This is a genomic window from Bacillus stratosphericus, from assembly GCF_020524495.1.
GTDB classification, from domain to species: domain Bacteria; phylum Bacillota; class Bacilli; order Bacillales; family Bacillaceae; genus Bacillus; species Bacillus stratosphericus_B.
Map to the genome: position 1 here is coordinate 44,895 of NZ_JAIVLB010000001.1, position 21,923 is coordinate 66,817.

Consider the following 21,923-nt stretch of genomic DNA (forward strand, 5'->3'; position numbering starts at 1 on the left):
TGTCCGTCAATGATGGACACCTTTTTCATTTAGCCTTGATTTCCATTTGTTGTATACACTTCTTCATACGGCTGAACGACAACAAAGCCGCTTCCGCTAAATTTCATTTGAATGGACTCTCCGCTCCCTCTGCCAATAAAGGTTTTGAAGGAAACATCCGTCACAAATTCAGTTTTTAAATCTCCTGACCACGCGACCGTTGCATTCGGGTCTGTATAGACGGAGTCACCTGGCTGAACAATAAGTGTGAGCGGTTCGTAGTGACTCGTGATCGCAATGAGGCCTGCTCCTTCAAGTTTGATGTTAAACAATCCACCTGCAAGCATGCCAGAAACCTTTTTCATCAATTTGATATCCCAGAGGACCGTTGGTTCAAATGCGAGCAGATCATTTCCATTGACGAAAATGGACTCACCTTGAGCCAAACGAAGAATGGAGATCTTTTTGCCTTGGTCTGCGACATATAATTTGCCGTCACCTGTTGCCTTCATGAGTGAAGTGCCTTCTCCTGATAACATTTTCTTAAACATCTTTGAAACGCCATGCTCAAAAACACCTTCACGTTCAAACTTGATTTTGCCCCGATATGAAACCATGGAACCTGTTTTTGTCCAAATAGTATCAGTCAAATTTATTTCTAAAAGCCTTGGTGTTTCAAGCTCAAAAACACCTTCTCCTTTTTCTTCTTGCTGGGTATTCTGAACAAATTCTTCAATCGTGTAACGATGCATGATCTCACCTCTTTCTGTATTTTTTATATACGGACAAGATACACGTTAGGTTTCGGGAAATTAGGACGTTTTATATATAATTACCATTCACCAAAAAACAAAAAAATCAAATATTCTGCTCAAAATTTGGCTTGCCTGCTTGACGCTTTACTTTTGATGGTGTATAGTAAAACCATCATTTAACAACTATTTAAGGCGTTAGGTGATGAAAATTTTTTTTAGCATGCTAAAAGGTATGCTACAGTACTAGGAGGAAAAAGCAATATGCAAAACGGTAAAGTAAAATGGTTCAATAATGAAAAAGGTTTCGGCTTCATTGAAGTTGAAGGCGGAGACGATGTATTCGTTCACTTCACAGCTATCGAAGGTGACGGTTACAAGTCTTTAGAAGAAGGACAAGAAGTTTCTTTTGAAATCGTTGAAGGTAATCGTGGACCTCAAGCTGCAAACGTAACAAAACTTTAATCAACTAAATCAATGATGAAACGACAAAATAAAGAGAGGCATTTGCCTCTCTTATTTGATTTTTAGCTGAATTTCAATCGCTAAAATATTTTGCTTTAGTCTTTGTTCAATTTCAGAGATATCTTTTTCGAGAAAAGGTCTTCCCTTCTTTGCTACATTTACTAGTTGTTCTAGATCGCTGTACACCTCTTGAAATGTTCGATATAATACCGTTTCAAAATCCTTATTATCCATGCCGGTCTTCCCCTTTTCCTCTAATATCCGTCACTTAGTCAAAAAGTAACTCAACCAAAACTTTCTATAGTTATATCGGCTCATTTTTCAGAATATGTTCTTTTTTTACACATTCTATCCGTTTTTTTTGATGAGCGTATGTTTGATCAGGGAAAACCGGTGTGCGCCGTTTACTTTTTGAGCAGTGCATTTCCGTATTCTTTGATTTTCTCTCCTACCGTGCATTGCTGAATACAAAAGGAGTGGGCATATTTTTTGCCAAATCCTTTTCGAAAGTGTTTCTTAATAAAACAATCTGAACAATACGTGTCTTGAAGACCCGTCAATTCTTTTACTGCTGTTTTTTTATCCACATTATTCAGCTCCGTCTGCTTCTAATTTCAACTTACTTTCGATTGGGACGCCTGCAAGAATCTGCCTTGCAAGCTGATCCGCTTCTGCATTTTCTTTACGATCGATGACTTCATATGTTGGGGTGAGCTTCAGCTCTTTTATAGCAGCCTCAATTCGGTCTAGCCATTTGTTATGCATATCATCATAGCAAGGCCATTCCCCTTTCAGTTGATTTATGACAACGAGTGAATCCCCTTTAATCGTAACAGAGTTTCTACTGGCACCCAGTTCTTTTAAAGCCTTTACTGCTTCAAATAAAGCCGCATACTCCGCTTCATTATTGGTGGTGCCCTGGAAAAGCTGATTCTTCCTCAATCGATAAGCATCTTCTCCAAGGTGATAATACACGACAATTCCAAGTCCAGAATCACCCATTTCTTTACGAAAACTTGCATCAAAATAGACCTGAAGCTGATCAGGTTCAAGCCTAAGTTCTTCAGTTAGCTTTTCAAGTTCTTTTATAGACCATACCGCACCCTTTTCATCCTCAAATGATAGAAGAGAGTTCGGTTCTTTTTTATCTATATGCTTTGCTAAAAGCAAGGCTTCCTTTAGCTCCATCCAATCTTCTTGAAAAAAAGCAATGGACCCAATCCATTTCACTTTCATTGTATAGTGTGCTCTTAATTTCATTGATCTCATCGCCTTCCCGTTCTTTTAAGGTAAACGTTCGTTATGCTATAATCAAAAAGTTACATTACAATCAGAAAGGAAGTTCATATCACTTGTATAATGAAGGTATTTGGATCTTATTTGCGATCATTAATTTTATCATTGTTCTTCTATTTTATAAAGGATTTGGCAAGATGGGCCTTTTCGTCTGGATTGGTTTTGCAACGGTTGCCGCAAATTTACAAGTGGTCAAAACCGTTGAATTGTTTGGCTTAACTGCGACACTAGGAAATATTTTATATGGGAGTGTGTTCTTTGCAACGGACGTACTAAATGAAAAATATGGACAAAGAGAAGCCAGGAAGGCTGTCTGGATTGGCTTTGCCACTCTTTTAACGTTAACGATTGTCATGCAGGAGGCTTTGCTTTTCCATCCCGCTCCATCTGATATTTCACAAGCATCTTTAGAAACGATTTTTGGCTTTATGCCGAGGGTCGCACTTGGTAGTCTTGCTGCTTATATCATCAGTCAAATGTTAGATGTTTATGTATATTCGTTTATCCGCCGGATACTTCCTTCAGATGGTACGCTTTGGGTGCGCAACGCAGGAAGTACGATGATTAGCCAGCTACTCGATACGCTTATCTTTACGACCATCGCCTTTCTTGGTACGTATCCATTTCATGTATGGGTAGAGATCTTCATCACAACATACGTCATTAAATTTATCGTAGCCGCAATTTTCACACCATACGCATATGCGGCGAAAAAAATGATTCCACTTGATGAAAGGGGAAAATGATTTGCCAGCTGAAATATACATTGACGGAGCTAGTGCAGGAAATCCAGGTCCCTCTGGCATTGGCATTTTTATCAAACATGATGGAAAGGCTGAATCTTTCTCTATCCCTCTTGGGTCAATGAGCAATCACGAAGCAGAATTTTCCGCCCTAATCGAAGGAATGAAAATTTGCGTGGAGAAAGGTTTGCGAATCGTTTCCTTTCGAACAGATTCGCAAGTAGTTGATCGTGCGGCCAATGCAGGATTTGCGAAAAATCCAGCTTTTCAGCACTTTGTTGAAGAAATGATACAGCTTCAAACCCAGTTTGATTTATTTTTTATTAAGTGGATTCCAAGCAAGGAAAATCAGATAGCTGATCAGCTCGCTAGAAAAGCGATTCACCTTTCTAAAGGATGAATCGCTTTTCTTTTGGTTATGCTAATGTATGAGGTGATACTGATTGGATAAAGAGAACAAAGGTCGTGTCACAAACGGGACAACCCCTCAAGGTGATGCACAAACAAAAGATAAACAGCCTCTATCTCGGCTAGAAAATAAGGCAAAAAAAAGCAATACAAAGGGATAGACCATAGAGATCAGCCTTAGCTGATCTCTATTTCACTTATGCGTTTGACCATTGGTTCAATCCCTTTGATTTGATGTAAACGCAGCATGGAAGCTGCCCGCTCTGGATTGATGTTCATTTTTGTTTCATCAATTGGACAGCTAAGTGGTACATCACATTTGATTTCAGCCAGTATACGGGAAATCTTCAAATCCTCTAAGCCTGCTTGCATTTTCTTTTGCTGGGTAGCAGTTAGTTCATGGACATTCTCTAACAAGCGATCAATTGTTTGATACGTTTGGATAAATTTCAGTGCTGTTTTTTCTCCGATTCCTTTTACACCAGGATAATTATCACCTGAATCGCCCATCAATGCTTTCATATCAATCAGCGCCTTTGGAGAGATTCCCATTTCCTCCTCAAATAAGGCTTTTGTATATTGCTTATAATTCCCGATTCCTTTTTGCATCAAAGCCACTGTCACATGCTCATTTAAAATCTGAAGCAAATCTTTATCTCCAGTCAAGACGGTCACACGTGCCTCTTTTTGATAGAGTGCAGCAAGCGTACCTATACAATCATCTGCTTCAAAGCCTTTTAAACCAACGTTCACAATTCCTAGTTCTTCTGTCGCCTCTTTTGCTAAATCGAACTGAGGGATGAGCTCGAATGGCGGATCTCCTAGATTGGCTTTATAAGCTTGAAACAATTCATTTCGGTAAGTTTGACTCCCCATATCCCAGCAGCAAACAATATGAGTTGGCTCAAATGTCTGTACAGCCGTTAATAAATGCTTCATATATCCATTGACTCCATTTGTTGGTACACCACGATCATTTATCATAAAATTGCGATGGACAGCCGTCGCATAAAACGATCGAAAGAGAAGTGCCATTCCATCTACAAGTAGTACGTGTTTTTTCATTCTGATAAACTCCCTTTGAAGTGGCAGCCCGTTTACTTTTGACCGTACTGCATTTTTTTCGTTTCAGCTTCTGCGTAGGATGGCATGTCTTTTTGTTTAGGCATGTGCTCTTTCTGGTTCTTTGCGTTTTGTTTTTTTTCCAACATCATTCCCCTTTCTCGGTTCCTTAGTTAAGATGACCCAAAAAAGAGAAAGTTACTCTTTACTTCTGTTTACGCTCGACATACTCCTTTACCATCTGGATTGTGACATGCTTTCGCAATGGAACAATTCCGCCTCGTGCAAGCTCATTCATTTTCGAAGTAATGGCATTGATTTCGTCTGTTGTAAACGGTTTTTTTTGTTTACACTTTGCTACAGCAGTCTCAATCAATTGTTCCCTTTTCTGTTCAAGAGTCAGAAAGGATTGGATATGAGCATGCTGCTTTTGTGAATGTGCGGAAATTTCTTCGTGTACGCTTGTCATTGTGTATCAACTGCTTTCTTTTTTATCTAGTCTATCATGAATCAAATGGTTTTCAACTGGTTCTTCCATTCATTTGTTTGTTCATATACTTGTTCAATGCGGGCCTGCTCTTTGGCATCTGTCGTCAAGCTCGTGACAAATGTTTGTTTTTGCTCATTCAGTTGTCGGAGTGCGTCTGTTTCATACCTTTCAGTAAAGGTCTCGACCATCTTTTCGTACCTGATCAGTAATTCTCCTTTTTCTTTATCTGCCCACCTTGTCGTCAAATGAAGAAGAATATCTCGAACCGCCTCAATAAACGAAGCCTTCCCATTTTGTTCAAAAAAGGCCTTTGCTGTTTTTTGTTTCTTTAATAGCGGCTCAAATGCGGCAAACTCTGCTTCGACCTCAATTTGTTTCAGCTCAGCGTTTTTCTCATCAGGTGGTGACAGTCTAAGTGAAAAGTAAGAGTCTTCAGCACATGCCGCCTGCATGCCTTTCTCCCATTCCTCATGAAAATACTGATTGATAAACGATTCCATTCGGATATCGAGCGCTTTAAGCTCCTGTACAAATTCAAATTCATAAACCTTTAAAGCCTGCTCAAGCGCCTTTTTCAATTCATTTCCGAAGTTTCCTTGAGATATTCCAGGATAAAAGGCTGGCTTTAACAGATCATTTGCAAATAGTGATAGTCGCTGAACAATGTGGTAAAGCTGTTCTTGCAAGTCCTTTTTCACACTTTCTGTTACTAGCTTAGATCGTTTGATATCCCTCATTTTTTCAAGAATGGCTTGATATGACCTTTCTATATTTTCTTTTTCTAGTTGTTTCTCATCTTCTGATTGGTGCAAGTTTGCATACAGCTTTTCGACCGTTCCACAAAGTGTATTGGCTTCATAATTCAAAAGCTCAATGGCCTCTTTCGTTAATTCTTCATCAATAAAATAGTCCAGTTGTTTTCTTAGCTGTTCATATTGATTAAAAGGAGTTGGCCCTTTCCCTTCGATCTCTTCCTTACTAGACACATGATGCACATTTGGGTTGCGGATTCCTTCTTTTGTAAGTTCATTTCTTACATAGTCAAACACGGTTTCAAGCTCTGCTTGATCGCTTGCTAAATCGGCTGCATTAATAATAAAGAACATTTTATCCATGCTAAATGAATCTTTCACAAGTCCAAGCTTACGTAAAAATGATCGATCGGCCTTTGAGAAAGAATGCTGATAATATGTTAAATAAAGAAGTGCATCTGCATCCTTCATATATTGGAAGGCAATCTCTGTGTGACGTTTATTCATACTGCTGGCGCCCGGTGTATCAACAATCGTCAGCCCTTTATCTGTCAATGGGTTACTTAAATACACCGTCACTTCCTTGACCACACAAGAAACAGTTTCTTCTGCCACATAAGGCTTTAGTTCTTGGAGCGTGACATGTAATGGGGTTTGCTTGTCAATGTAATCGTGAAACCGAGCATGCGCTTGCAGAAAATGTTCAACAATGGTGCGGTGATCCTGTTCAAGCTGTCTCTTTTTCAGCACTCTTTCCAGTTTTACCCTAAACGTATCGCCCTTTTCTTCCGCAAGAGAAAATCCAAGTATCTGATTGAGCTCCTCTAGGATATCCTGATCGGTTTTGAACAACACTTTCACACTTTTATGCGGGTGATCTTCCGTCGGTCGTGTTAACTTGTTGATCGTTGCAGTGGTTGGTGTAGGTGATGATGGTAAAATCTTTCGCCCAACAAGGGCATTGGCAAAGGAAGATTTTCCTGAACTAAAAGCACCGAATAATGCCAGTGTAAACTCTTTTGCCTGCAATCGCTCTGTTCGTTTTTTAAAGGATTCCCTTTGGGATTGGAGGGCGTCTAATGGTAATAACATTTGAGAAAGTTGTTGAAATCGCTCAATCGATTGTGCCGTCGTTAAATAATGCGACTGACGTATTTGATCACGATCTGTTTGTTGATTCTCTTGTCTGCTCTCTTCAGCATCACATAGCGTGCTATGTTGCATCAGCTGCTCATGCTGCATCCATTGCTTTTTCGCATAAAACCAGTCATCTAAAATCAGCTCATCAGTCCCGTTTTGCCATATATCCCATAGGTGCTTGATGTCTTGTCTGATTTGTTCATTTTTTTCGTTGCACTGCTCTAACGCTAGGAGCTCTTGTTTAGCCTGTGCCCATTTTGCTTGTTGTTTTTCCTTTTCATTGACCAGCTGGTCTTTAAGGGCCTTTGTCAATAATTCAATTAGTTGCATCGCTTTCTGTTTTGCCTGTCTTTTCAGGGCTTCACCAGCATCTTTCGCATATTGAAGGACGTATTCATTAGAGAAAGTTGCACCAGGATGAATAACCTTTTCAAGCAGAGACTCTTGAACAAGTGTTTCAAATGCCATCGCTTGATTTAATACCTCTTCACCAAGCTGATGGTGTTGAACTTCTTTTTTGAATAGCTCAGCAATATGCCAGTCAACTTCTGCTTTCATTCTCGCTTTTACATCTGCTAAGAAAGCGTTCGCCCGTTTTTCTTTTTCCTGCTCGGTTTTATTTTTAGCAAAGAAAAGTCCGACTTTAAAACCAGGTGCTTTCGATTCAATATAGTCACTTGCGAGCTCTCTCATCTTAAATGGAGTCAAGTTCGCATTTTTTAAAATGTTCTCTACTTCAGAAGATACTTCGTCTTCTAGCTGTTTTGCGCCATTTTCTATATAACGGCTTTTCGCTTCAAGTTCTTTGATTTCGTTTCTTTTTTCTTGAAGCTGTGTATCAATAGCCTCTTGTTCGAGCTCTTCTTTTAACGACTCAATATGTTCTTTTAATACATGCTCAATTTTTTGCTCTGTGTAAGCTCGAAGTGATGCTTTAGGCAAGGTTTGTAATTCTTGTAGTTTCTCAACTAAGCGAATCATTTCATTTCTTGGGTGCGCCTCATCGGTTACAGATGTAAAATACAGATGATCTTCCTCAATCCCTTCTTTCAGGAGCATCTCAACCACTTGTTTTTTGTACTCTTCAAAAAGTGTCTCATGTTCATTATGTCGATCGACTTGATTGACAATGAAATAAAGATTTGGTACTCGATCTTTGATGGAGCGAATGAAACGAATGTTTTCTTCAGAATGAACATGGTTATAGTGAACGACATAAAAAAGAGCATCTGCTTGATGAAGAATAGACGCAGCAGACAAAAAGTGCGCATGATCCGTTGAATCAATTCCTGGCGTATCGATCAGTGCCACCTTTTCTTCAAGTCCTTTATAATCACCGCTCAATTCGACCATTTCAATCTGTTCTCCATCCTTACAAAAACGCTGCACCGCTTCTTTATCATAAGAACCACTCATTTTTGCAAAACGGCCATCAGAAGTGTGAAGCTGTACTTCGCTTACTCCTTTTCTCACAACGACCAAGTTTGCACTTGTTGGAATTGGGCTCGTTGGCAGAATTTGATCATGAAGCAGATGATTCACAAGTGATGACTTACCAGCAGAATAGTGGCCGGTAAATGCGATATACACTTCGTCTTCTGCTTCCTTTTTCATAATCGATGCTAGTTTGGCTGCGCGCTCATGATCATTCCTTTTGAGCAGGCTTTGATATAAAGAACCAGTAGTTTGAACGAGCGAATCTCGAATAGACAAGTCTTTCATGACGATAAACCCCTTTGTTTTTAGAAAAGTCAGTTATGTATGTGATACCATTTTACACAAAATAAAGAGATTTTTCTTCTGATCTGAGGAAATAAAAAAATCTGCTGCCCGATCAGTCGCAATTGACTGCAATCAGGAAGCAGATTTTTTTGAAACACCTTTTAATACAAAGACAATTAATAGGCTATATACACAGACTGTACCGAGTAAGAAGATCATTGTCATGTGGTCACCGTCCACCCTTCATTATTGAGAAAGTTTGTCAATTAATAAAAGTGTATCACAATTGATAATGATTTTCAATATTAATTTAGTAAATACTCATTCAGCGCTTTTTCTTCCGTCTGTATTCTGACCACCATCATCCAACCATTTAAACACGTAAACAAAATGGCGGTAAGATACGCTTGAAACAATAACGGAATAAAGAAAAGCTCAATCGCGACCACCACATAGTTGGGATGCTTTAACCAGCGATAAGGCCCCTTTTTTATAATCATCGCATGTGGAACCACTAAGATTTTTGTGTTCCAGTACGTGCCAAGGGAGCATAATGCCCAATATCGAACCACCTGTGTAACCAGCAGTAAAACGAGCAGCAAAAGGAAAAAGCGGGATTGCTCACGCTGAAACAGCCATGTCTCTCCAATGAGTGAGAGAAAAAAAGCAGCATGCATGGCGACCATATAAGGGTAATGGCTAGCACCAAATTCAATTGCGCCTATTGCTTTCACTTTCTTCTCATTTCTTTTGGCAACAAGCATTTCAATCAGACGCTGACAAATGAAAAAGCCAATAATCAGCCAAAAGATCATGACGAGACCTCCTCCCATTTCATCAGCAATAACTCTGAGGAAAAGCCTGGACCAAGCGCTCCGCAAAGCCCCACCTCTCCCGCATCAGCTGACAGATGTTCAAGAAAATGCTTAATAACATACAAAACTGTGGCAGAGGACATATTCCCGTGGTGTTTCAGTACTTCTTTTGAAGAAAAAAGCTGATGCTCCTGTAGAGATAGGCTTTCAAGATAAGCATCAATCACTTTTTTTCCGCCAGGGTGGGCAAGAAAAACGGATAGATCATCTGTTGAAAACCCCTGCTGATTTAAAAATTGATCCACCTGCTCTTTTAACCAGCCTGAAATAATGGATGGAATGTCACGTGAGAAAATGACCTGAAAACCATCACTTGTAAATTCCCAGCCCATCACATCCTCAGAATCTTTCATGGTAACTGACTGTGTACCGAGCACTTTAGGCACTGTTTTTAACCGGGTATAATCAAATGTAGCCTCTTCTCCAGCTAACAGTACTGCCGCAGTCCCGTCTCCGAATAAAGAGGTACCGATTAAATTGCTTTTTGATTGATCTTGCGGCTGAAAGGTTAAACTGCAAAGCTCACATGCCACGACTAGAACCTTCGCTTCTGGGTACGCCCTTATGTATTCATAAGCCCGGGACAATCCTGCCGCTCCGCCGCCGCATCCTAACCCCCAAATCGGTACTCGTTTTGTATAAGGCGAAAAAGGGAGAACGTTCATCAGCTTTGCATCAAGACTTGGTGTCGATAATCCGGTGCTCGAGATGAAAAACAAGGCATCGATCTCTTCGTACGGAATAGACTTTCTCAGGAAATTCGTATCATGTAAACAGTGAAAGACGGCTTCTTTTGCATGGGCCAATGCCTTATCTAAATAGATGTTATTTTTCTCTTCAAAGGAGTGGTGTTCTTGATACCATTCAATTGGCTGTACAAACTGTCTGCTCTGAATTTCTCCATTATTAAAAGCCCTTAGCAGCCGGTCAATATCTTTAAACGATCGTTTAAATTGTGACTTTGCAAATTCAGCAGCTGTTTGCTGATTGACATGATGATTTGGAAGACTGGTTCCAACTGAAAGAATATAGGCCAATCGGATTCACCTCTGTTTTTGGTTAATATCCCCTATTAAAAAAAGGATATACATGCCAGTTCGTCACAATTCAGCCAAAATATTTTCCTTCATCTAACTTTTTGTCTTGACGACAATTGATAAATATTGGATAATATAGATGAAAACATGATGTAGTTTTCCTCCTTTACAGGTTCGTTCCAAGCCAAGCGAACCTGCTTTTTTATGAAAAAACAAACCTCTTATCAAGAGGTATTTACATGACAGACTGTTTAGGTTCTTCCACTCATGCTTTGCTTCCTTTTTAAATGGAAGCATGTGATAAATGATAAGAAGGAAGATGGCGGTAAAACACCCAGCCACAATTCCGTTACTCGTCAATAATTTAATGGATTCCGGCAGATTCTCAAACATTGGCGGGACGACTGTTATCCCTAAACCGATGCCAACGGAGCAAGCGATGAGGAAGTATTCCTACTTTGCAAAATCAACGCACTGTCACCATACGGACTTCCACGTTAAGAGAGGAAGCTAGAACTGCTTCACATTTTGGTTGTAAAACATTTGTGTAAAATTGTCTTCGTGTTTTGACCAGTTGGCTGCAGTGTACAGTTTATTTTCATTTTAATTTTGACAAATCTGCGATTTCCATAATTTTTCTATTCCTTCACAGTATAAAAAAGAGGGAATTCTTGAGAAATGCAGTAATTTATATAATGTAAGATATTAACTTTTTAGGGGGATCATTAATGAAAAAGAAAATTGTTGTTGGTACTATCGCTTTAGGTCTCATTCCTTTTGCTGGGACAACCGATGTTTCCGCAAAGTCTTTGCCAAATCATGAAAAAAACTTTAAAACTATGGCATGGGCATGTAATGCTCCATATTTAGTTTGTCAATCTTTTTCTGATGGTACTGGAAAAATTTCTTTCGATTATCAAGGAAGCTCAGGGAAAATAAGAGTTTTTGTAGCAAATAATGGAAGCAAACCTTTCAAATTCACACTTTATTATCCTAACGGAAATATACTTCATTCCACTAAAACACTAGATGCAGGGAAAACTTTTATTCAAGAATTTAATATTGATCAAACAGGGAATTACAGTCTAAAATATGACAGTGGAACAGGTAATAGCGTTGATGGATTCTTTAGAGCCGTAGAGATTTAAGTCTATTAAGAAAGTCGGGTTTTCCGACTTTCTTTTCTTATCCCTTTGTTTAAAGTACTCTCATCCATATGTTATTTAAACTTATTACAGCGAAAGTATCTTACTCTTATGAAAATATTTTGTACCACTTAGATTAAACGACACAGCTAAGGTAACTTTCCTGACAGTATCTTTAGTTATCGCAAAATAAAGCGTTTTGATTTCCCAAATGGTCGTGAGTCGTGCCTTATTGTCAAATGGTATCAATGGGCTCGTCCTCCTCATACTCCATAATATCTATACTCTGATACTTTGTTTTTTCTTGATCTTTTTCATCCACTCATTCAAAGTAGCATAAAACTCTAATAAAGCAATATTTTCTTCAAAATATACCATTCCATTTATTTTAATTTAAACTCTCCCTCTACTCTCATCACTGCCGAAGGGTCTTTTTTCATTTTCTTTGGGATATCTTCTTCTTCAGATGTGAACTTATAAACAAATTCTACTTGATTGGATACGCCGTCCATATCTTACCATCCCAACCGATTACTATCTTTGTCTCTCTTTTGTTCCGATTTTCTTTTTTAATTTGCTGTAATGACAAAGGATAATTTTTTATTATTGTTTAAGGTAAAGGAAATATTCTTAGATTGTAAAGCTTCGGGTGCTATTGGATTTGAATGCGCCTTTACTTTCCTCAGTCTGCCCCCCAAAACAATTGAGCTGTCATCATCATATGCCACTTGGTCTGATGTTGGAACAGCACTCTAGGACTCGTATTGTTTAATTTTTATCTTAACGCCCGACTTGAATGGTTACTTCCAAGGAAATGTCCACATTTCCCTGAACAGCTCTTGAAATCATACATGAGCTTTCGGCTTTATATGCAAGCTTACGAGCCAGCTCAATATCATGTGTGGAAGCGGATTCTTTGAGGATCACGACAGTCCGATGGATAATTTTCTCATATGTAAACACACCATTTGTCACATCTACGACTCCTTCAGAGCTCATCGATAGATCCTCTTTCTTTAATTGACTCCGCTCCATCAATGCTGCAAGAGTAATAATGTAACACGTGGCCGCTGCACCTAAGAGCATCTCATCTGGATTTGTTCCGATGCCTGGACCTTCCATTTCCTTTGGAATTGAAATCTTCGTTTTTAATTGTTCACAAGCGATTGTACCAACATCGTTACGCAGACCAGGCCAATTTGCCTGGAGATGAAAATGATGACACGCCATATCTGTCTCTCCTTTTGTTATCACTTTTTATAGTGTAACAAGAATTCCCCCTGATTGTCTTAAGATGTGCACAATCAATCCTTAAGTAAATTCTTCATCCAGTACCGTCCGGATCGCCCTCACATAACGGTAGAACGTCTCATTTTTTGTACTTGACCGCCGCCGATAATCGAAACTGTCAAATAATGCTTCGCGTTGACTCCTACTAATCTCAAGCTGCACACTTTGCCCTGTTTTTGTAAGATTATTAATATTATGATTGCTCGTTCCGCTTAGGGTTGCATGTGCAACAGCAAGTTTAGCCGAAAATCCGTTCCGCTCTAATGAGTTCACGATTTTCTCAGCACGGTCGTAATCTGTTCCGCCAACAAGTGTATGGTCAATTCCTTCTTCACCTTTGTATCCATGTACTGCTAATACGTAATCATGTGCTTTTGCCTGTGCGACTCCGATTGGTTCATCAAAGTTTGCACTTGTAATATGAAGTTCTGATGCATTCTCTCTAAAACCTTCAAATAAATACGTTGAAAAATCGTTATCAAAAAAATGGACGATCTCACTAACGCCACCTTCAATTCTCCCGCCATGAGGTGACATCACAAGAAGGCTGCTGCCGGGCATAGGGTTGGCTGTAATTTGATAACTGGTTGTTGATTCGTTCTCTTCCAGTTCTTTAAAATTGCGATACAAATCATTTGAACCGCTTTCGTCTTCCTCACGTGATGACACTGGCTCATCATGTTCCTGTGCTTGCATGGTATAATAAACGCCCCATCCGATTGCAAGCAGGAGAAAAAAAGCAAAAAACTTCTTCATTTCCGTTCTCCTTCAACAGATTTCTAAGCCGTTTCTATGATTAATATTGAATCATCAATTATTTACATTTTTTCCACATTAAAATTTGATCATGACACTCTAGATCATAAGATTCCTCAAAAATAAGATAATTGCATTTATATACACAGAAACTCCACTGCTATTTGAAAACAGAGTTAGAATAGTATGACAACCAAATGAAATTATGTTGAAAATGCCCTATTCCTATCAAAGTCTTTTTCTTTAATTCAGCTTTTATATATGTGGATTTGATTTTTTCCGTCTGTGACGAATCAGATTTGTATGAGCAATGACCCTGTCCATAACCCCCTTTTTTTCTGCAAATCCATTGTTTCACTGGTTCTATAAGAAGAACTCTCCCACCTATCATCGGCAGATTCTACATAACTTCCACCTTTTTCTATAAAATGTAAACCTTCTCTTTTCAAAAAATAAGCAAGCCGCCAATATAAAGAAAAGGAGGGACAAGAATCCGAACAAAGCAGCTGTCATTCTCATAACGTAAGAGTGAACGAGAATGGATAGCTAGAATGGAGGACAACACATGTTTGGATTTTCCATGGTGCAAATGGTTAGAACGCATGCTAGTAAACTAGATCAACCTTTAAGAGAGACCGTTCTTCACCTATATAAACCTTTTAAATGGACGCCTTGTTTTCTTCATCGTTTTTTTGAAGGAAAATTAAAGAAGAGAAAGAAGCTTCGCGTAATCATCGAATTTAAGGAAGATGCCGTCGAAGCGGGAATTCAAAGCACAAAACAACTCATAAAAAAAATCCGAAAAACAAACATTAAACAGCATTTCTCACGCATTGACTGCTGTGCAGCTGATCTTACGCCTGCTGCTTTAGAGGAACTGTTAGCGAACGGTGAACATATTCGCAAAATTTATTTAGACCGACAAGTTCATGCACTACTTGATGTGGCATCACAAGCAAGTCATACTGATCAAGTCATCCGAAATGGCACGACATTAACCGGTAAAGGCATTACGGTAGCTGTCATTGACACGGGAATTTATCCACATGAAGATATAGATGGGAGAATTCGCGATTTTGTGGATTTAGTGAAACAAAGAAAGAAACCTTATGACGATAATGGGCACGGTACTCACTGTGCTGGAGATGTGGCTGGAGACGGAGCAGCCTCAGACGGCTTATACAAAGGATCTGCTCCAAAAGCAAATGTTATTGGCGTGAAAGTGCTAAATAAACAAGGAGCTGGATCACTTTCTACTATTATAGAAGGTGTTGAGTGGTGCATACAGTTCAACGAGGACCACCCTGATGATCCAATTCACATAATGAGTATGTCACTAGGCGGAGATGCCCAGCGTTATGATGACGAGCAAGATGATCCAATGGTGAGAGCTGTCAATGCGGCTTGGGATCAAGGCATTGTTGTCTGCGTTGCTGCCGGTAACTCTGGTCCTAACAGTCAAACGATTTCAAGCCCTGCCGTCAGTCAAAAAGTCATTACGGTCGGAGCCTATGATGATCGAAACACACCAGAATCAAGTGATGATGTCGTGGCACCATTTTCGGGCAGGGGGCCGACTGTCTATGGAGAAGCAAAGCCTGATATTCTCGCACCAGGAGTGAATATCGTCTCCCTCAGATCACCAAGATCATTTCTGGATAAACTAGATAAGTCAAGCAGAGTCGATGATGATTATACAACGTTATCTGGCACATCTATGGCAACACCGATTTGCGCTGGTATTTGCGCTCTCTTATTAGAGCATTCACCAGATTTAACGCCTGATGATGTCAAAACCCTATTAACAGAAAATACAAGAAAGTTGTCTGGAGATGATCCGATGATTTACGGAGCAGGTGCGATTGACGCAGAAAAAGCGATCAAAGAATAAATAAAAAAACCCTTTACGTTTTTTCGTAAAGGGTGTTGTGTTACGTTTTTAAGTGTGCAGTCTTTCTTCTACTTGAGCAGCTGACATGTTATGCTTCGTTCTCATACATCTCATCTCCTTTTTGTATGTACGTACGCGCTTCGATCACAATCTCAAAAAAAGTGGAAGATTCCTTGTACATGTCGCGTTCCTTATAATAATTAGCCGCATCAAGTGCTAATTCCTCTAAATCAGCAAACATCTTTTTGCTTCTTAAACCAAAAAGTACTGATCTCAATTGATCACAGCTGTCTTTCTCTATATAAAGCGCCTGCAAAAATTGGAATTTCAACTGATAAATCTCATCTTCCAATAAACAAGCCTGGTTCATTCCTTCGGTTAATGCCTCACTCGCTCTCTCTATATATCCGAGTTTAAAACAAGTAAGGGCAAGTGAAAACAATGACTTGATCATCGTTGACGCTTGATCTTTTTGATAAAGTGAAATGGCCTTTTCAAAAAAGACGGTCGCGGTATGGTACGTTCCCATACTATAATGACAAGTACCTAAGTTATTGAGGGCCATCGCTTTAAAATAAGACGAACACTCTTGTCTTTCCATCGCGTCACAGACTTTTAACGCTTTTTCTAAATAAGGAAGCGCTTTTTGGTGCTGACTCACATCAATCCAGTTACCTGCCATGACAAAATCACATTGAATGCTTCTTTTTCCATAAAGCTGATGTTTCTTATAGATGTCTCTCGCTTTTTTGGCATAATGCATAGAGAAATAGGTTTGTTTCATATGATAGTATACTTCAGCAATTTTATAGTAAAATTCCGCTTTTTCGATCTCATCGGTCACCAAGATCAGTTGATGTTCAGCATGCTTGTAATATGAAATGGCCTCGATATACCGGCGCTGGATAAATGCATACATTCCATGAAAAAAATGGAAGTAATAGCCCAGTAAGCCCGTCATCTCATCTTCTGCATCTTCAATTTCTTTAGGAAAGGACACCGCTTGAAGCATTTCACTCCCTGTATCGACTGACGATAAGTACTGAAGCATCATTTGATGGCGAAAATCCATTAGAGAATAATAAAGTAATAAATCTTGATCCTCCTCCATATCATGAATCTCTTCTTCAACAAGACGCTTCATGTCGTTTGCCTGTTCGACTTCAAATTTGCAAATATGTGTGTACCATTGATTGATTTTTACACCTACTTCGGAAGATGGTATTTTGTGTGCCATCTACTTCAGCCCCATTCTATCATATCAAACTGATAACTATTATTTTACATAATTTATGATTTTAAGGCAAATTGTTATTTATTTCATATTATATGACAAATTTGCAGATTTCTATCTTTTTTACCAAGTTTAAATAGAGTGTTTTTACCCATGAAAACCTTTTTCTAAGAAGATGGATCGAATTTTCTGAGCACTTCTTTTATAGCACTAATATAGCGTCTAAATGCTTTTTTTACTAATTTCTAGCTGAACACTTTCACCATCGAATTTTGATAATAATGTTTTTTGAATCTGTTCCAAAAAGCCGCGCACTTCTTGAACCATTTCTGCAGAAAAGGCTCGATCCTTACGACAGCTCTTGCCATTTTCTCGTTTGTTCCACCAACAAGCGTATGCCTTTTATCACTTTTATAACCATGGATGGAAATAGAAAAGGGATATGTTTTTGAACCAAAATGGGTTCATCAAACTTTGTACTCGTGATATGCAAGCTCGATTGTTGTTTTGGAATGACTGCATTTCACCATTAAAAGAGCACACAGGATCAGAAATATGAACTCACATATAAGTAGCCTTTTCATCTCACCGCATTATTTTACTATCAGTGGCTAAGAGATTCCAAAGAATGTCCGGCCCAATTGAATGAATCAGGAGAACTAAATCCTATGACCTTATTTCAGTTTTAGTCCAAAAAACCCACAAAAATGGAAATATTACTCTTCTTTAGACAAAAAAAGCTGCAAACAAAAGGTATATGCCCATCTGTTTACAGCAAGTCTCTGTATATCCATCATTAAATTCTTAATTCATTTTCTAAAGCTGACAGCACTTCATCTTGCGACAGTCCTTGCGCAAGTGAAATTTCACTCACTAACATGCCCCGTGCATCTTCAAGCATCTTCTTTTCGCTAGAATTTAATGCTTTCTTCTGATTTCGTCTCATCAGGTCTTTGACAACGGCTGCACCATCTTCAATTGTACCTGTTTTTAGCTTTTTTAGATTTTCATCATATCTTTGCTTCCAAGTAAGCGTGTCGTCGTTTGTTTCTTCTGCAAAATTGTTCATCACAACTTTCAACGTTGCTTGATCAGCTACCGGACGTATACCTAGTTGATTGATTCTGCCTTTTGGGATCATCATCTGCATATTGGGCATTTGAATCAGAAAATATTCCTGCGTCTTACCTAAAATCTCTTTTTCTTCCATTCCTTCAATCACACCGGCTCCATGCATAGGATAAACAATTTTATCACCTATTTGAAACAAATCCGCCACCTCCGAAAGTATTCACATTATGATTATAACACATTTCATCAGAGGATAAAAATTTATATTTTATCATGTTAATTTAGCACTAGTCAATTCTTTTTATTTAAGTTTTTAGAGAATCAGCCTTTTTTTACAAAAGAAGCGCCTTTATCCAGTCCTCATGCATCTTCCTTGCATATACTAGCATTGAGTCACATTTAGGAGGGATAACAATGCGCAGGTGCAAATGCAAGTGCAAACATTCCCACTCAAACTGCTATAAAAAGCATGACGATCATCACCATGTTGATCCATGTAAAGAAAAAAAGTCTTATCATAAAAAAGATGATTGGTTTGAGAACGATTTTTGGGATACTTCTAGAAGCTACGATCCCTATTATTATCCTAAAAGTGTCTGCATAAGATGTAAGAAGCGTCGCAAAAAAAGACATCGCAACTCATTTTAGTGTTTGACGCTTTACCTGCTTTTTCTTTTCCCGGCTGAAAAGCCGGTTTTTTTCATGTGTAATCTCTTTTCTTTCATATGGAAAAGCTCATGAACCTGGTGATCTTCATAGGATATGGTAACCTGACAAAAAGGATGAGATACAAATGAACAATATGAATAATCAGACCAATCATGAGCATCAAGGAAATCCCTATCACACGTTTGAAAATGTGTATACAGCCAATCATGAGCATGTGATTGCACCAAATATGCATGACCCTATGAATATGCCAAATCATTATCATACCGGTAAAAAAGATGCTTATAGCGGACACTATCCGCACCACCATTCAGGATATTCCCCATTTACGAAACAGTATGATTCATTTTCAAATGTTCCAATGAACGATCACCAACATCTAGGCCACTATGGGGGATATGGGGTTACTCCTTATCATCCATATGGGTATCAAGATATGCATATGATGATGCCGCCAAACCATCAAATGACTGGTCACACTTACGGAATGAATCAACCAAATTCGTTTCACCATCGCTATTACTAAACAAAAAGGAAGAAGAAGGGTATAATATACCATTCAACCCCATATAGGAATATGGCAAATTTATAGGTAAATAATGGATGAAATCATCTATTATTTACCTATAATCAACTGTGGGGGGAATCAAGAAATGGAAAAACATGACAATTTTAATGATGGGAATGCTTACACTAGTCATGGCATTATCGGTACCACCTTGCCACATCTGCCGAAGGAACCAAAACGGAGGATTGCAAAGCTTCGACCAATGCAAGACCAGCTGCACTTTATGCAAAAATTACAGGAGCAAGTAAGCAGGAATGGTCTTTTTCTGACATTGAGCTGACATATCGTCCAAATTATATCCTAAGTATCGGTGCAGTTGAGTTCACGTTACCTGCGGGCTTTCAAGCCACAACAAAAGATATCATCAACGGAAAAGCGTTAAAAAACAGCCACATTTTGAACAGCGGAAAAACCGTCCGCATTCCGGCTAGAATCGATTTATTTGGAAGTTCACAAAATACATTACAGCTTTCACATAAAGTACTACCTGCTACAGGTACATATACGTTCCACGCAGAAAATCGTGCGATCAGCATTTGGTTCCACATTTTATGCAGAAGATACGATTGATATTAATAAACGACCAGTTGTCGTCACACCGCCAAATACTTTCGGATGCTAATTAACAAAAGCGCTCTAATATCGCTTTTTCTAATTGGTCACATCACCCGCTTAAACATCTTCTCCATTTCATATGTCGAATGATGAATGATGATCGGCCGGCCGTGAGGACATGTAAATGGGTCTTTTGTTTGCCGGAGTTCATCTAATAAGGCTTTGATTTCATCATGACGCAAATGACGATTTGCTTTAATAGAGCCTTTACAGCTCATCATGATCGCCGCTTCTTCTCTCAGCTTTTTGATATCAACACGCTTCTCATCAAGCACTTGCTGAATGATCTCTTCGATGAGTTCGGCCTCTTCCCCTTTTGGAAACCACTGCGGGTGAGACCGAATGATATAGCTTCCTGATCCGAAGGGCTCTAAGAAGACACCCACTTTTGCTAAAATATCTTTATGCTCTTCAATTATCAGCATGTCGTCTTTAGAGTAGTGAAAAGTTAATGGGACGAGCATTTCTTGCACTTCCTGTTCGATTTCTCCTACCTTCTCACGATAATACTCATATTTGATTCGCTCTTGAGCCGCATGCTGATCGACAATATAAAGCCCTCGTTCATTTTGGGCCAAAATATACGTGCCATGCATTTGGCCAATCGGATACATCACAGGAACACGTTCGCTTTCAGAAGTGTTTTCAGTTTCATCTTCTTTGAGCACAGTCTCCTCATATTCAAGAGAAGCTGCGGCTTCCTCTATTTGAACACTAGCGGACTGCTTTTCTTCATTCGATACTGGTAAAAATGCTCCCTTACTTTCCGGTTCAGGGTTCCCGTATGCTTCGTTCTGACTCGTCTCCTCTACAACCGATTCGAGCGAGACATGCTGATAGGATAGAGGTGTTTCCCTTACGCCTGTATTTGCTTGTTTTGAATCGAAGGTTAAGGATTGCTGCTCATTTTTCACAACTGGTATTAGTGCTTTTTTTGACACCTGAGCATTTGGAATGAGCTGCTGCTTTTGAAATAATTCCTTAATACCTTGTTTGATCAGCTCATGAAGTTCTTGTTCTTTACTAAGTCTCACTTCAAGTTTTGATGGATGTACGTTTACATCTACTAGGATAGGGTCCATGTTCATTTCGATAAATGTAATCGGATGGCGGCCGATCGGAAGCAACGTGTGATACCCTTCATGGATGGCTTTCACGAGTGGGAAATGCTTCACATATCTGCCGTTTACAACAGAAGACATATAATTCCGCGATGCTCTTGTCACTTCTGGTAAGGAAATATACCCTTTCACTTCAAAATCAAGTGACTCTATGTGCAATGGCAGCATTTTTTTCGCCACGGCCGTTCCATAGATGGCCGCAAGCACATGTCGCACATCCCCGTTTCCATTTGTCTGAAGTAAGACTTTCCCTTGATGACGCAAGCGAATCGATACTTCTGGATGAGCAAGCGCAATTCGGTTGACGACATCCGATATATTGCCAAGCTCCGTATGAACGGTTTTCATGTATTTTAAACGGGCTGGCGTATTATAAAATAAGTTGGTGACCACAATTTCTGTGCCGCGCCGGCCAGAGGTTTTTTTCTCTGAAATGATCTTTCCGCCTTGCAGGGCAAGGTGTGTTCCAGCTCCTTCACCGGTACTTGTCTTCATTTCTAGGTGAGAAACAGAGGCAATACTTGGCAGCGCCTCTCCCCTAAAACCGAGCGTTCTAACACGAAACAGATCATTTTCATCTTTTATTTTGCTCGTCGCATGTCGTTGAAAGGCGAGCTTACAATCTTCAGCATCGATCCCAACGCCATTATCAATCATTCTAATAGAAGAAAGACCCGCTTCTTCTACATCAATTTCAATGACTGTACTGGTTGCATCGATCGCATTTTCAACAAGCTCCTTTACAACAGAGGCCGGACGTTCGACTACTTCACCAGCTGCAATTTTGTTTGATAGGTCATCAGATAACTGAATGATCTTGGCCATTTATGCTCACCTCACCG

Annotated in this window: 25 protein-coding genes and 4 pseudogenes; 9 read left to right on the forward strand and 20 right to left on the reverse strand. The window is 39.3% G+C overall.

Annotated elements, in window-relative coordinates; translation table 11 throughout:
* Positions 1–29 precede the first annotated feature (29 nt).
* On the reverse strand, positions 30–731 hold the full coding sequence (locus tag LC033_RS00290) for an AIM24 family protein (RefSeq protein WP_226566318.1): 702 nt from the start codon (positions 729–731) through the stop codon (positions 30–32).
* A 264-nt stretch (positions 732–995) separates the two neighbouring features.
* On the opposite strand from LC033_RS00290, the gene cspD reads away from it, so the two are divergent.
* Entirely contained in the window at positions 996–1,196 is a 201-nt protein-coding gene (gene cspD, locus LC033_RS00295) for a cold-shock protein CspD (protein WP_024422747.1), read from the forward strand.
* 51 nt (positions 1,197–1,247) lie between these two features.
* Here cspD and LC033_RS00300 read toward each other — a convergent pair whose 3' ends face one another.
* The 3 genes from LC033_RS00300 to LC033_RS00310 form a co-directional block, all read right to left on the reverse strand.
* Positions 1,248–1,430: a hypothetical protein gene (locus LC033_RS00300; protein WP_226566319.1), complete on the reverse strand. Its 183-nt coding sequence runs from the start codon at positions 1,428–1,430 to the stop codon at positions 1,248–1,250.
* A gap of 170 nt (positions 1,431–1,600) precedes the next feature.
* Positions 1,601–1,783 (reverse strand): zinc-finger domain-containing protein, encoded by a 183-nt coding sequence (locus tag LC033_RS00305; RefSeq protein WP_226566320.1) that lies wholly within the window; start codon positions 1,781–1,783, stop codon positions 1,601–1,603.
* A 1-nt stretch (position 1,784) separates the two neighbouring features.
* On the reverse strand, positions 1,785–2,456 hold the full coding sequence (locus LC033_RS00310) for a reverse transcriptase-like protein (protein WP_226566321.1): 672 nt from the start codon (positions 2,454–2,456) through the stop codon (positions 1,785–1,787).
* Between the two features lie 92 nt (positions 2,457–2,548).
* Here LC033_RS00310 and LC033_RS00315 point away from each other — a divergent pair, with 92 nt between their 5' ends.
* From LC033_RS00315 to LC033_RS00325, 3 genes are read left to right on the forward strand one after another with little or no spacing between them, the layout of a single operon-like run.
* On the forward strand, positions 2,549–3,238 hold the full coding sequence (locus tag LC033_RS00315; RefSeq protein WP_226566322.1) for a queuosine precursor transporter: 690 nt from the start codon (positions 2,549–2,551) through the stop codon (positions 3,236–3,238).
* Position 3,239: 1 nt separating this feature from the next.
* A complete protein-coding gene (locus tag LC033_RS00320; RefSeq protein WP_226566323.1) occupies positions 3,240–3,635 on the forward strand; it encodes a reverse transcriptase-like protein in 396 nt (131 codons plus the stop codon).
* Positions 3,636–3,678: 43 nt separating this feature from the next.
* Positions 3,679–3,804, forward strand: a complete 126-nt coding sequence (locus tag LC033_RS00325) for a small, acid-soluble spore protein L (RefSeq protein ID WP_226566324.1) — start codon at positions 3,679–3,681, stop codon at positions 3,802–3,804.
* Between the two features lie 16 nt (positions 3,805–3,820).
* Here the strand turns inward: LC033_RS00325 and LC033_RS00330 are convergent, their stop codons facing one another.
* From LC033_RS00330 to LC033_RS00360, 7 genes and pseudogenes are all read right to left on the reverse strand, one after another.
* Complete coding sequence (locus tag LC033_RS00330) at positions 3,821–4,708, reverse strand: 5'-3' exonuclease (protein WP_226566325.1); 888 nt, start codon at positions 4,706–4,708, stop codon at positions 3,821–3,823.
* Positions 4,709–4,910: 202 nt separating this feature from the next.
* A complete protein-coding gene (locus tag LC033_RS00335; protein WP_226566326.1) occupies positions 4,911–5,174 on the reverse strand; it encodes a YpbS family protein in 264 nt (87 codons plus the stop codon).
* A gap of 41 nt (positions 5,175–5,215) precedes the next feature.
* Positions 5,216–8,809 carry a dynamin GTPase gene (dynA, locus tag LC033_RS00340; RefSeq protein WP_226566327.1) on the reverse strand — a complete coding sequence of 1,198 codons (3,594 nt, stop codon included), beginning with the start codon at positions 8,807–8,809 and terminating at the stop codon, positions 5,216–5,218.
* A 305-nt stretch (positions 8,810–9,114) separates the two neighbouring features.
* Positions 9,115–9,624: an isoprenylcysteine carboxyl methyltransferase family protein gene (locus LC033_RS00345; protein WP_264188573.1), complete on the reverse strand. Its 510-nt coding sequence runs from the start codon at positions 9,622–9,624 to the stop codon at positions 9,115–9,117.
* On the reverse strand, positions 9,621–10,721 hold the full coding sequence (locus LC033_RS00350; protein ID WP_226566328.1) for a type III polyketide synthase: 1,101 nt from the start codon (positions 10,719–10,721) through the stop codon (positions 9,621–9,623). The genes LC033_RS00345 and LC033_RS00350 overlap by 4 nt, the downstream gene beginning before the upstream one ends.
* Before the next feature lie 235 nt (positions 10,722–10,956).
* A pseudogene (locus tag LC033_RS00355) lies at positions 10,957–11,165 on the reverse strand (purine permease); the annotation flags it as partial.
* A gap of 69 nt (positions 11,166–11,234) precedes the next feature.
* Positions 11,235–11,312, reverse strand: a pseudogene (locus tag LC033_RS00360) (hypothetical protein); the annotation flags it as partial.
* 137 nt (positions 11,313–11,449) lie between these two features.
* On the opposite strand from LC033_RS00360, the gene LC033_RS00365 reads away from it, so the two are divergent.
* Complete coding sequence (locus LC033_RS00365; RefSeq protein ID WP_226566329.1) at positions 11,450–11,869, forward strand: hypothetical protein; 420 nt, start codon at positions 11,450–11,452, stop codon at positions 11,867–11,869.
* Positions 11,870–12,145: 276 nt separating this feature from the next.
* Here the strand turns inward: LC033_RS00365 and LC033_RS17515 are convergent, their stop codons facing one another.
* From LC033_RS17515 to LC033_RS00370, 3 genes and pseudogenes are all read right to left on the reverse strand, one after another.
* Positions 12,146–12,244 (reverse strand): DUF7878 domain-containing protein, encoded by a 99-nt coding sequence (locus tag LC033_RS17515; RefSeq protein ID WP_442895644.1) that lies wholly within the window; start codon positions 12,242–12,244, stop codon positions 12,146–12,148.
* 5 nt (positions 12,245–12,249) lie between these two features.
* Positions 12,250–12,378, reverse strand: coding sequence for a hypothetical protein (locus tag LC033_RS16745; RefSeq protein WP_264188574.1), 129 nt, complete (start codon positions 12,376–12,378; stop codon positions 12,250–12,252).
* Positions 12,354–12,561: pseudogene (locus tag LC033_RS00370) on the reverse strand (SAR2788 family putative toxin); the annotation flags it as partial. The pseudogene LC033_RS00370 and the gene LC033_RS16745, both read right to left, overlap by 25 nt.
* Here LC033_RS00370 and LC033_RS00375 point away from each other — a divergent pair.
* Positions 12,554–12,622: a hypothetical protein gene (locus LC033_RS00375; protein ID WP_376776388.1), complete on the forward strand. Its 69-nt coding sequence runs from the start codon at positions 12,554–12,556 to the stop codon at positions 12,620–12,622. The pseudogene LC033_RS00370 and the gene LC033_RS00375 sit on opposite strands and share 8 nt — an antisense overlap.
* 24 nt (positions 12,623–12,646) lie before the next feature.
* Here the strand turns inward: LC033_RS00375 and LC033_RS00380 are convergent, their stop codons facing one another.
* A complete protein-coding gene (locus LC033_RS00380) occupies positions 12,647–13,096 on the reverse strand; it encodes an OsmC family protein (protein WP_226566330.1) in 450 nt (149 codons plus the stop codon).
* An 81-nt stretch (positions 13,097–13,177) separates the two neighbouring features.
* Positions 13,178–13,912, reverse strand: coding sequence for a poly-gamma-glutamate hydrolase family protein (locus tag LC033_RS00385; RefSeq protein WP_226566331.1), 735 nt, complete (start codon positions 13,910–13,912; stop codon positions 13,178–13,180).
* Between the two features lie 565 nt (positions 13,913–14,477).
* Here LC033_RS00385 and LC033_RS00390 point away from each other — a divergent pair.
* Complete coding sequence (locus LC033_RS00390; RefSeq protein ID WP_226566332.1) at positions 14,478–15,803, forward strand: S8 family peptidase; 1,326 nt, start codon at positions 14,478–14,480, stop codon at positions 15,801–15,803.
* An 88-nt stretch (positions 15,804–15,891) separates the two neighbouring features.
* Here LC033_RS00390 and LC033_RS00395 read toward each other — a convergent pair whose 3' ends face one another.
* The 3 genes from LC033_RS00395 to LC033_RS00405 form a co-directional block, all read right to left on the reverse strand.
* Positions 15,892–17,040, reverse strand: a complete 1,149-nt coding sequence (locus LC033_RS00395) for a Rap family tetratricopeptide repeat protein (protein WP_226566333.1) — start codon at positions 17,038–17,040, stop codon at positions 15,892–15,894.
* Positions 17,041–17,282: 242 nt separating this feature from the next.
* Positions 17,283–17,468 carry a poly-gamma-glutamate hydrolase family protein gene (locus tag LC033_RS17125; protein WP_226566438.1) on the reverse strand — a complete coding sequence of 62 codons (186 nt, stop codon included), beginning with the start codon at positions 17,466–17,468 and terminating at the stop codon, positions 17,283–17,285.
* A 365-nt stretch (positions 17,469–17,833) separates the two neighbouring features.
* Positions 17,834–18,307 (reverse strand): CarD family transcriptional regulator, encoded by a 474-nt coding sequence (locus LC033_RS00405; RefSeq protein WP_226566334.1) that lies wholly within the window; start codon positions 18,305–18,307, stop codon positions 17,834–17,836.
* A gap of 594 nt (positions 18,308–18,901) precedes the next feature.
* On the opposite strand from LC033_RS00405, the gene LC033_RS00410 reads away from it, so the two are divergent.
* Positions 18,902–19,303 (forward strand): hypothetical protein, encoded by a 402-nt coding sequence (locus LC033_RS00410; protein WP_226566335.1) that lies wholly within the window; start codon positions 18,902–18,904, stop codon positions 19,301–19,303.
* 149 nt (positions 19,304–19,452) lie between these two features.
* Positions 19,453–19,967: pseudogene (bslA, locus tag LC033_RS00415) on the forward strand (biofilm surface layer hydrophobin BslA).
* A gap of 37 nt (positions 19,968–20,004) precedes the next feature.
* Here the strand turns inward: bslA and mutL are convergent.
* Positions 20,005–21,906 (reverse strand): DNA mismatch repair endonuclease MutL, encoded by a 1,902-nt coding sequence (gene mutL, locus LC033_RS00420; RefSeq protein WP_226566336.1) that lies wholly within the window; start codon positions 21,904–21,906, stop codon positions 20,005–20,007.
* Positions 21,907–21,923 lie beyond the last annotated feature (17 nt).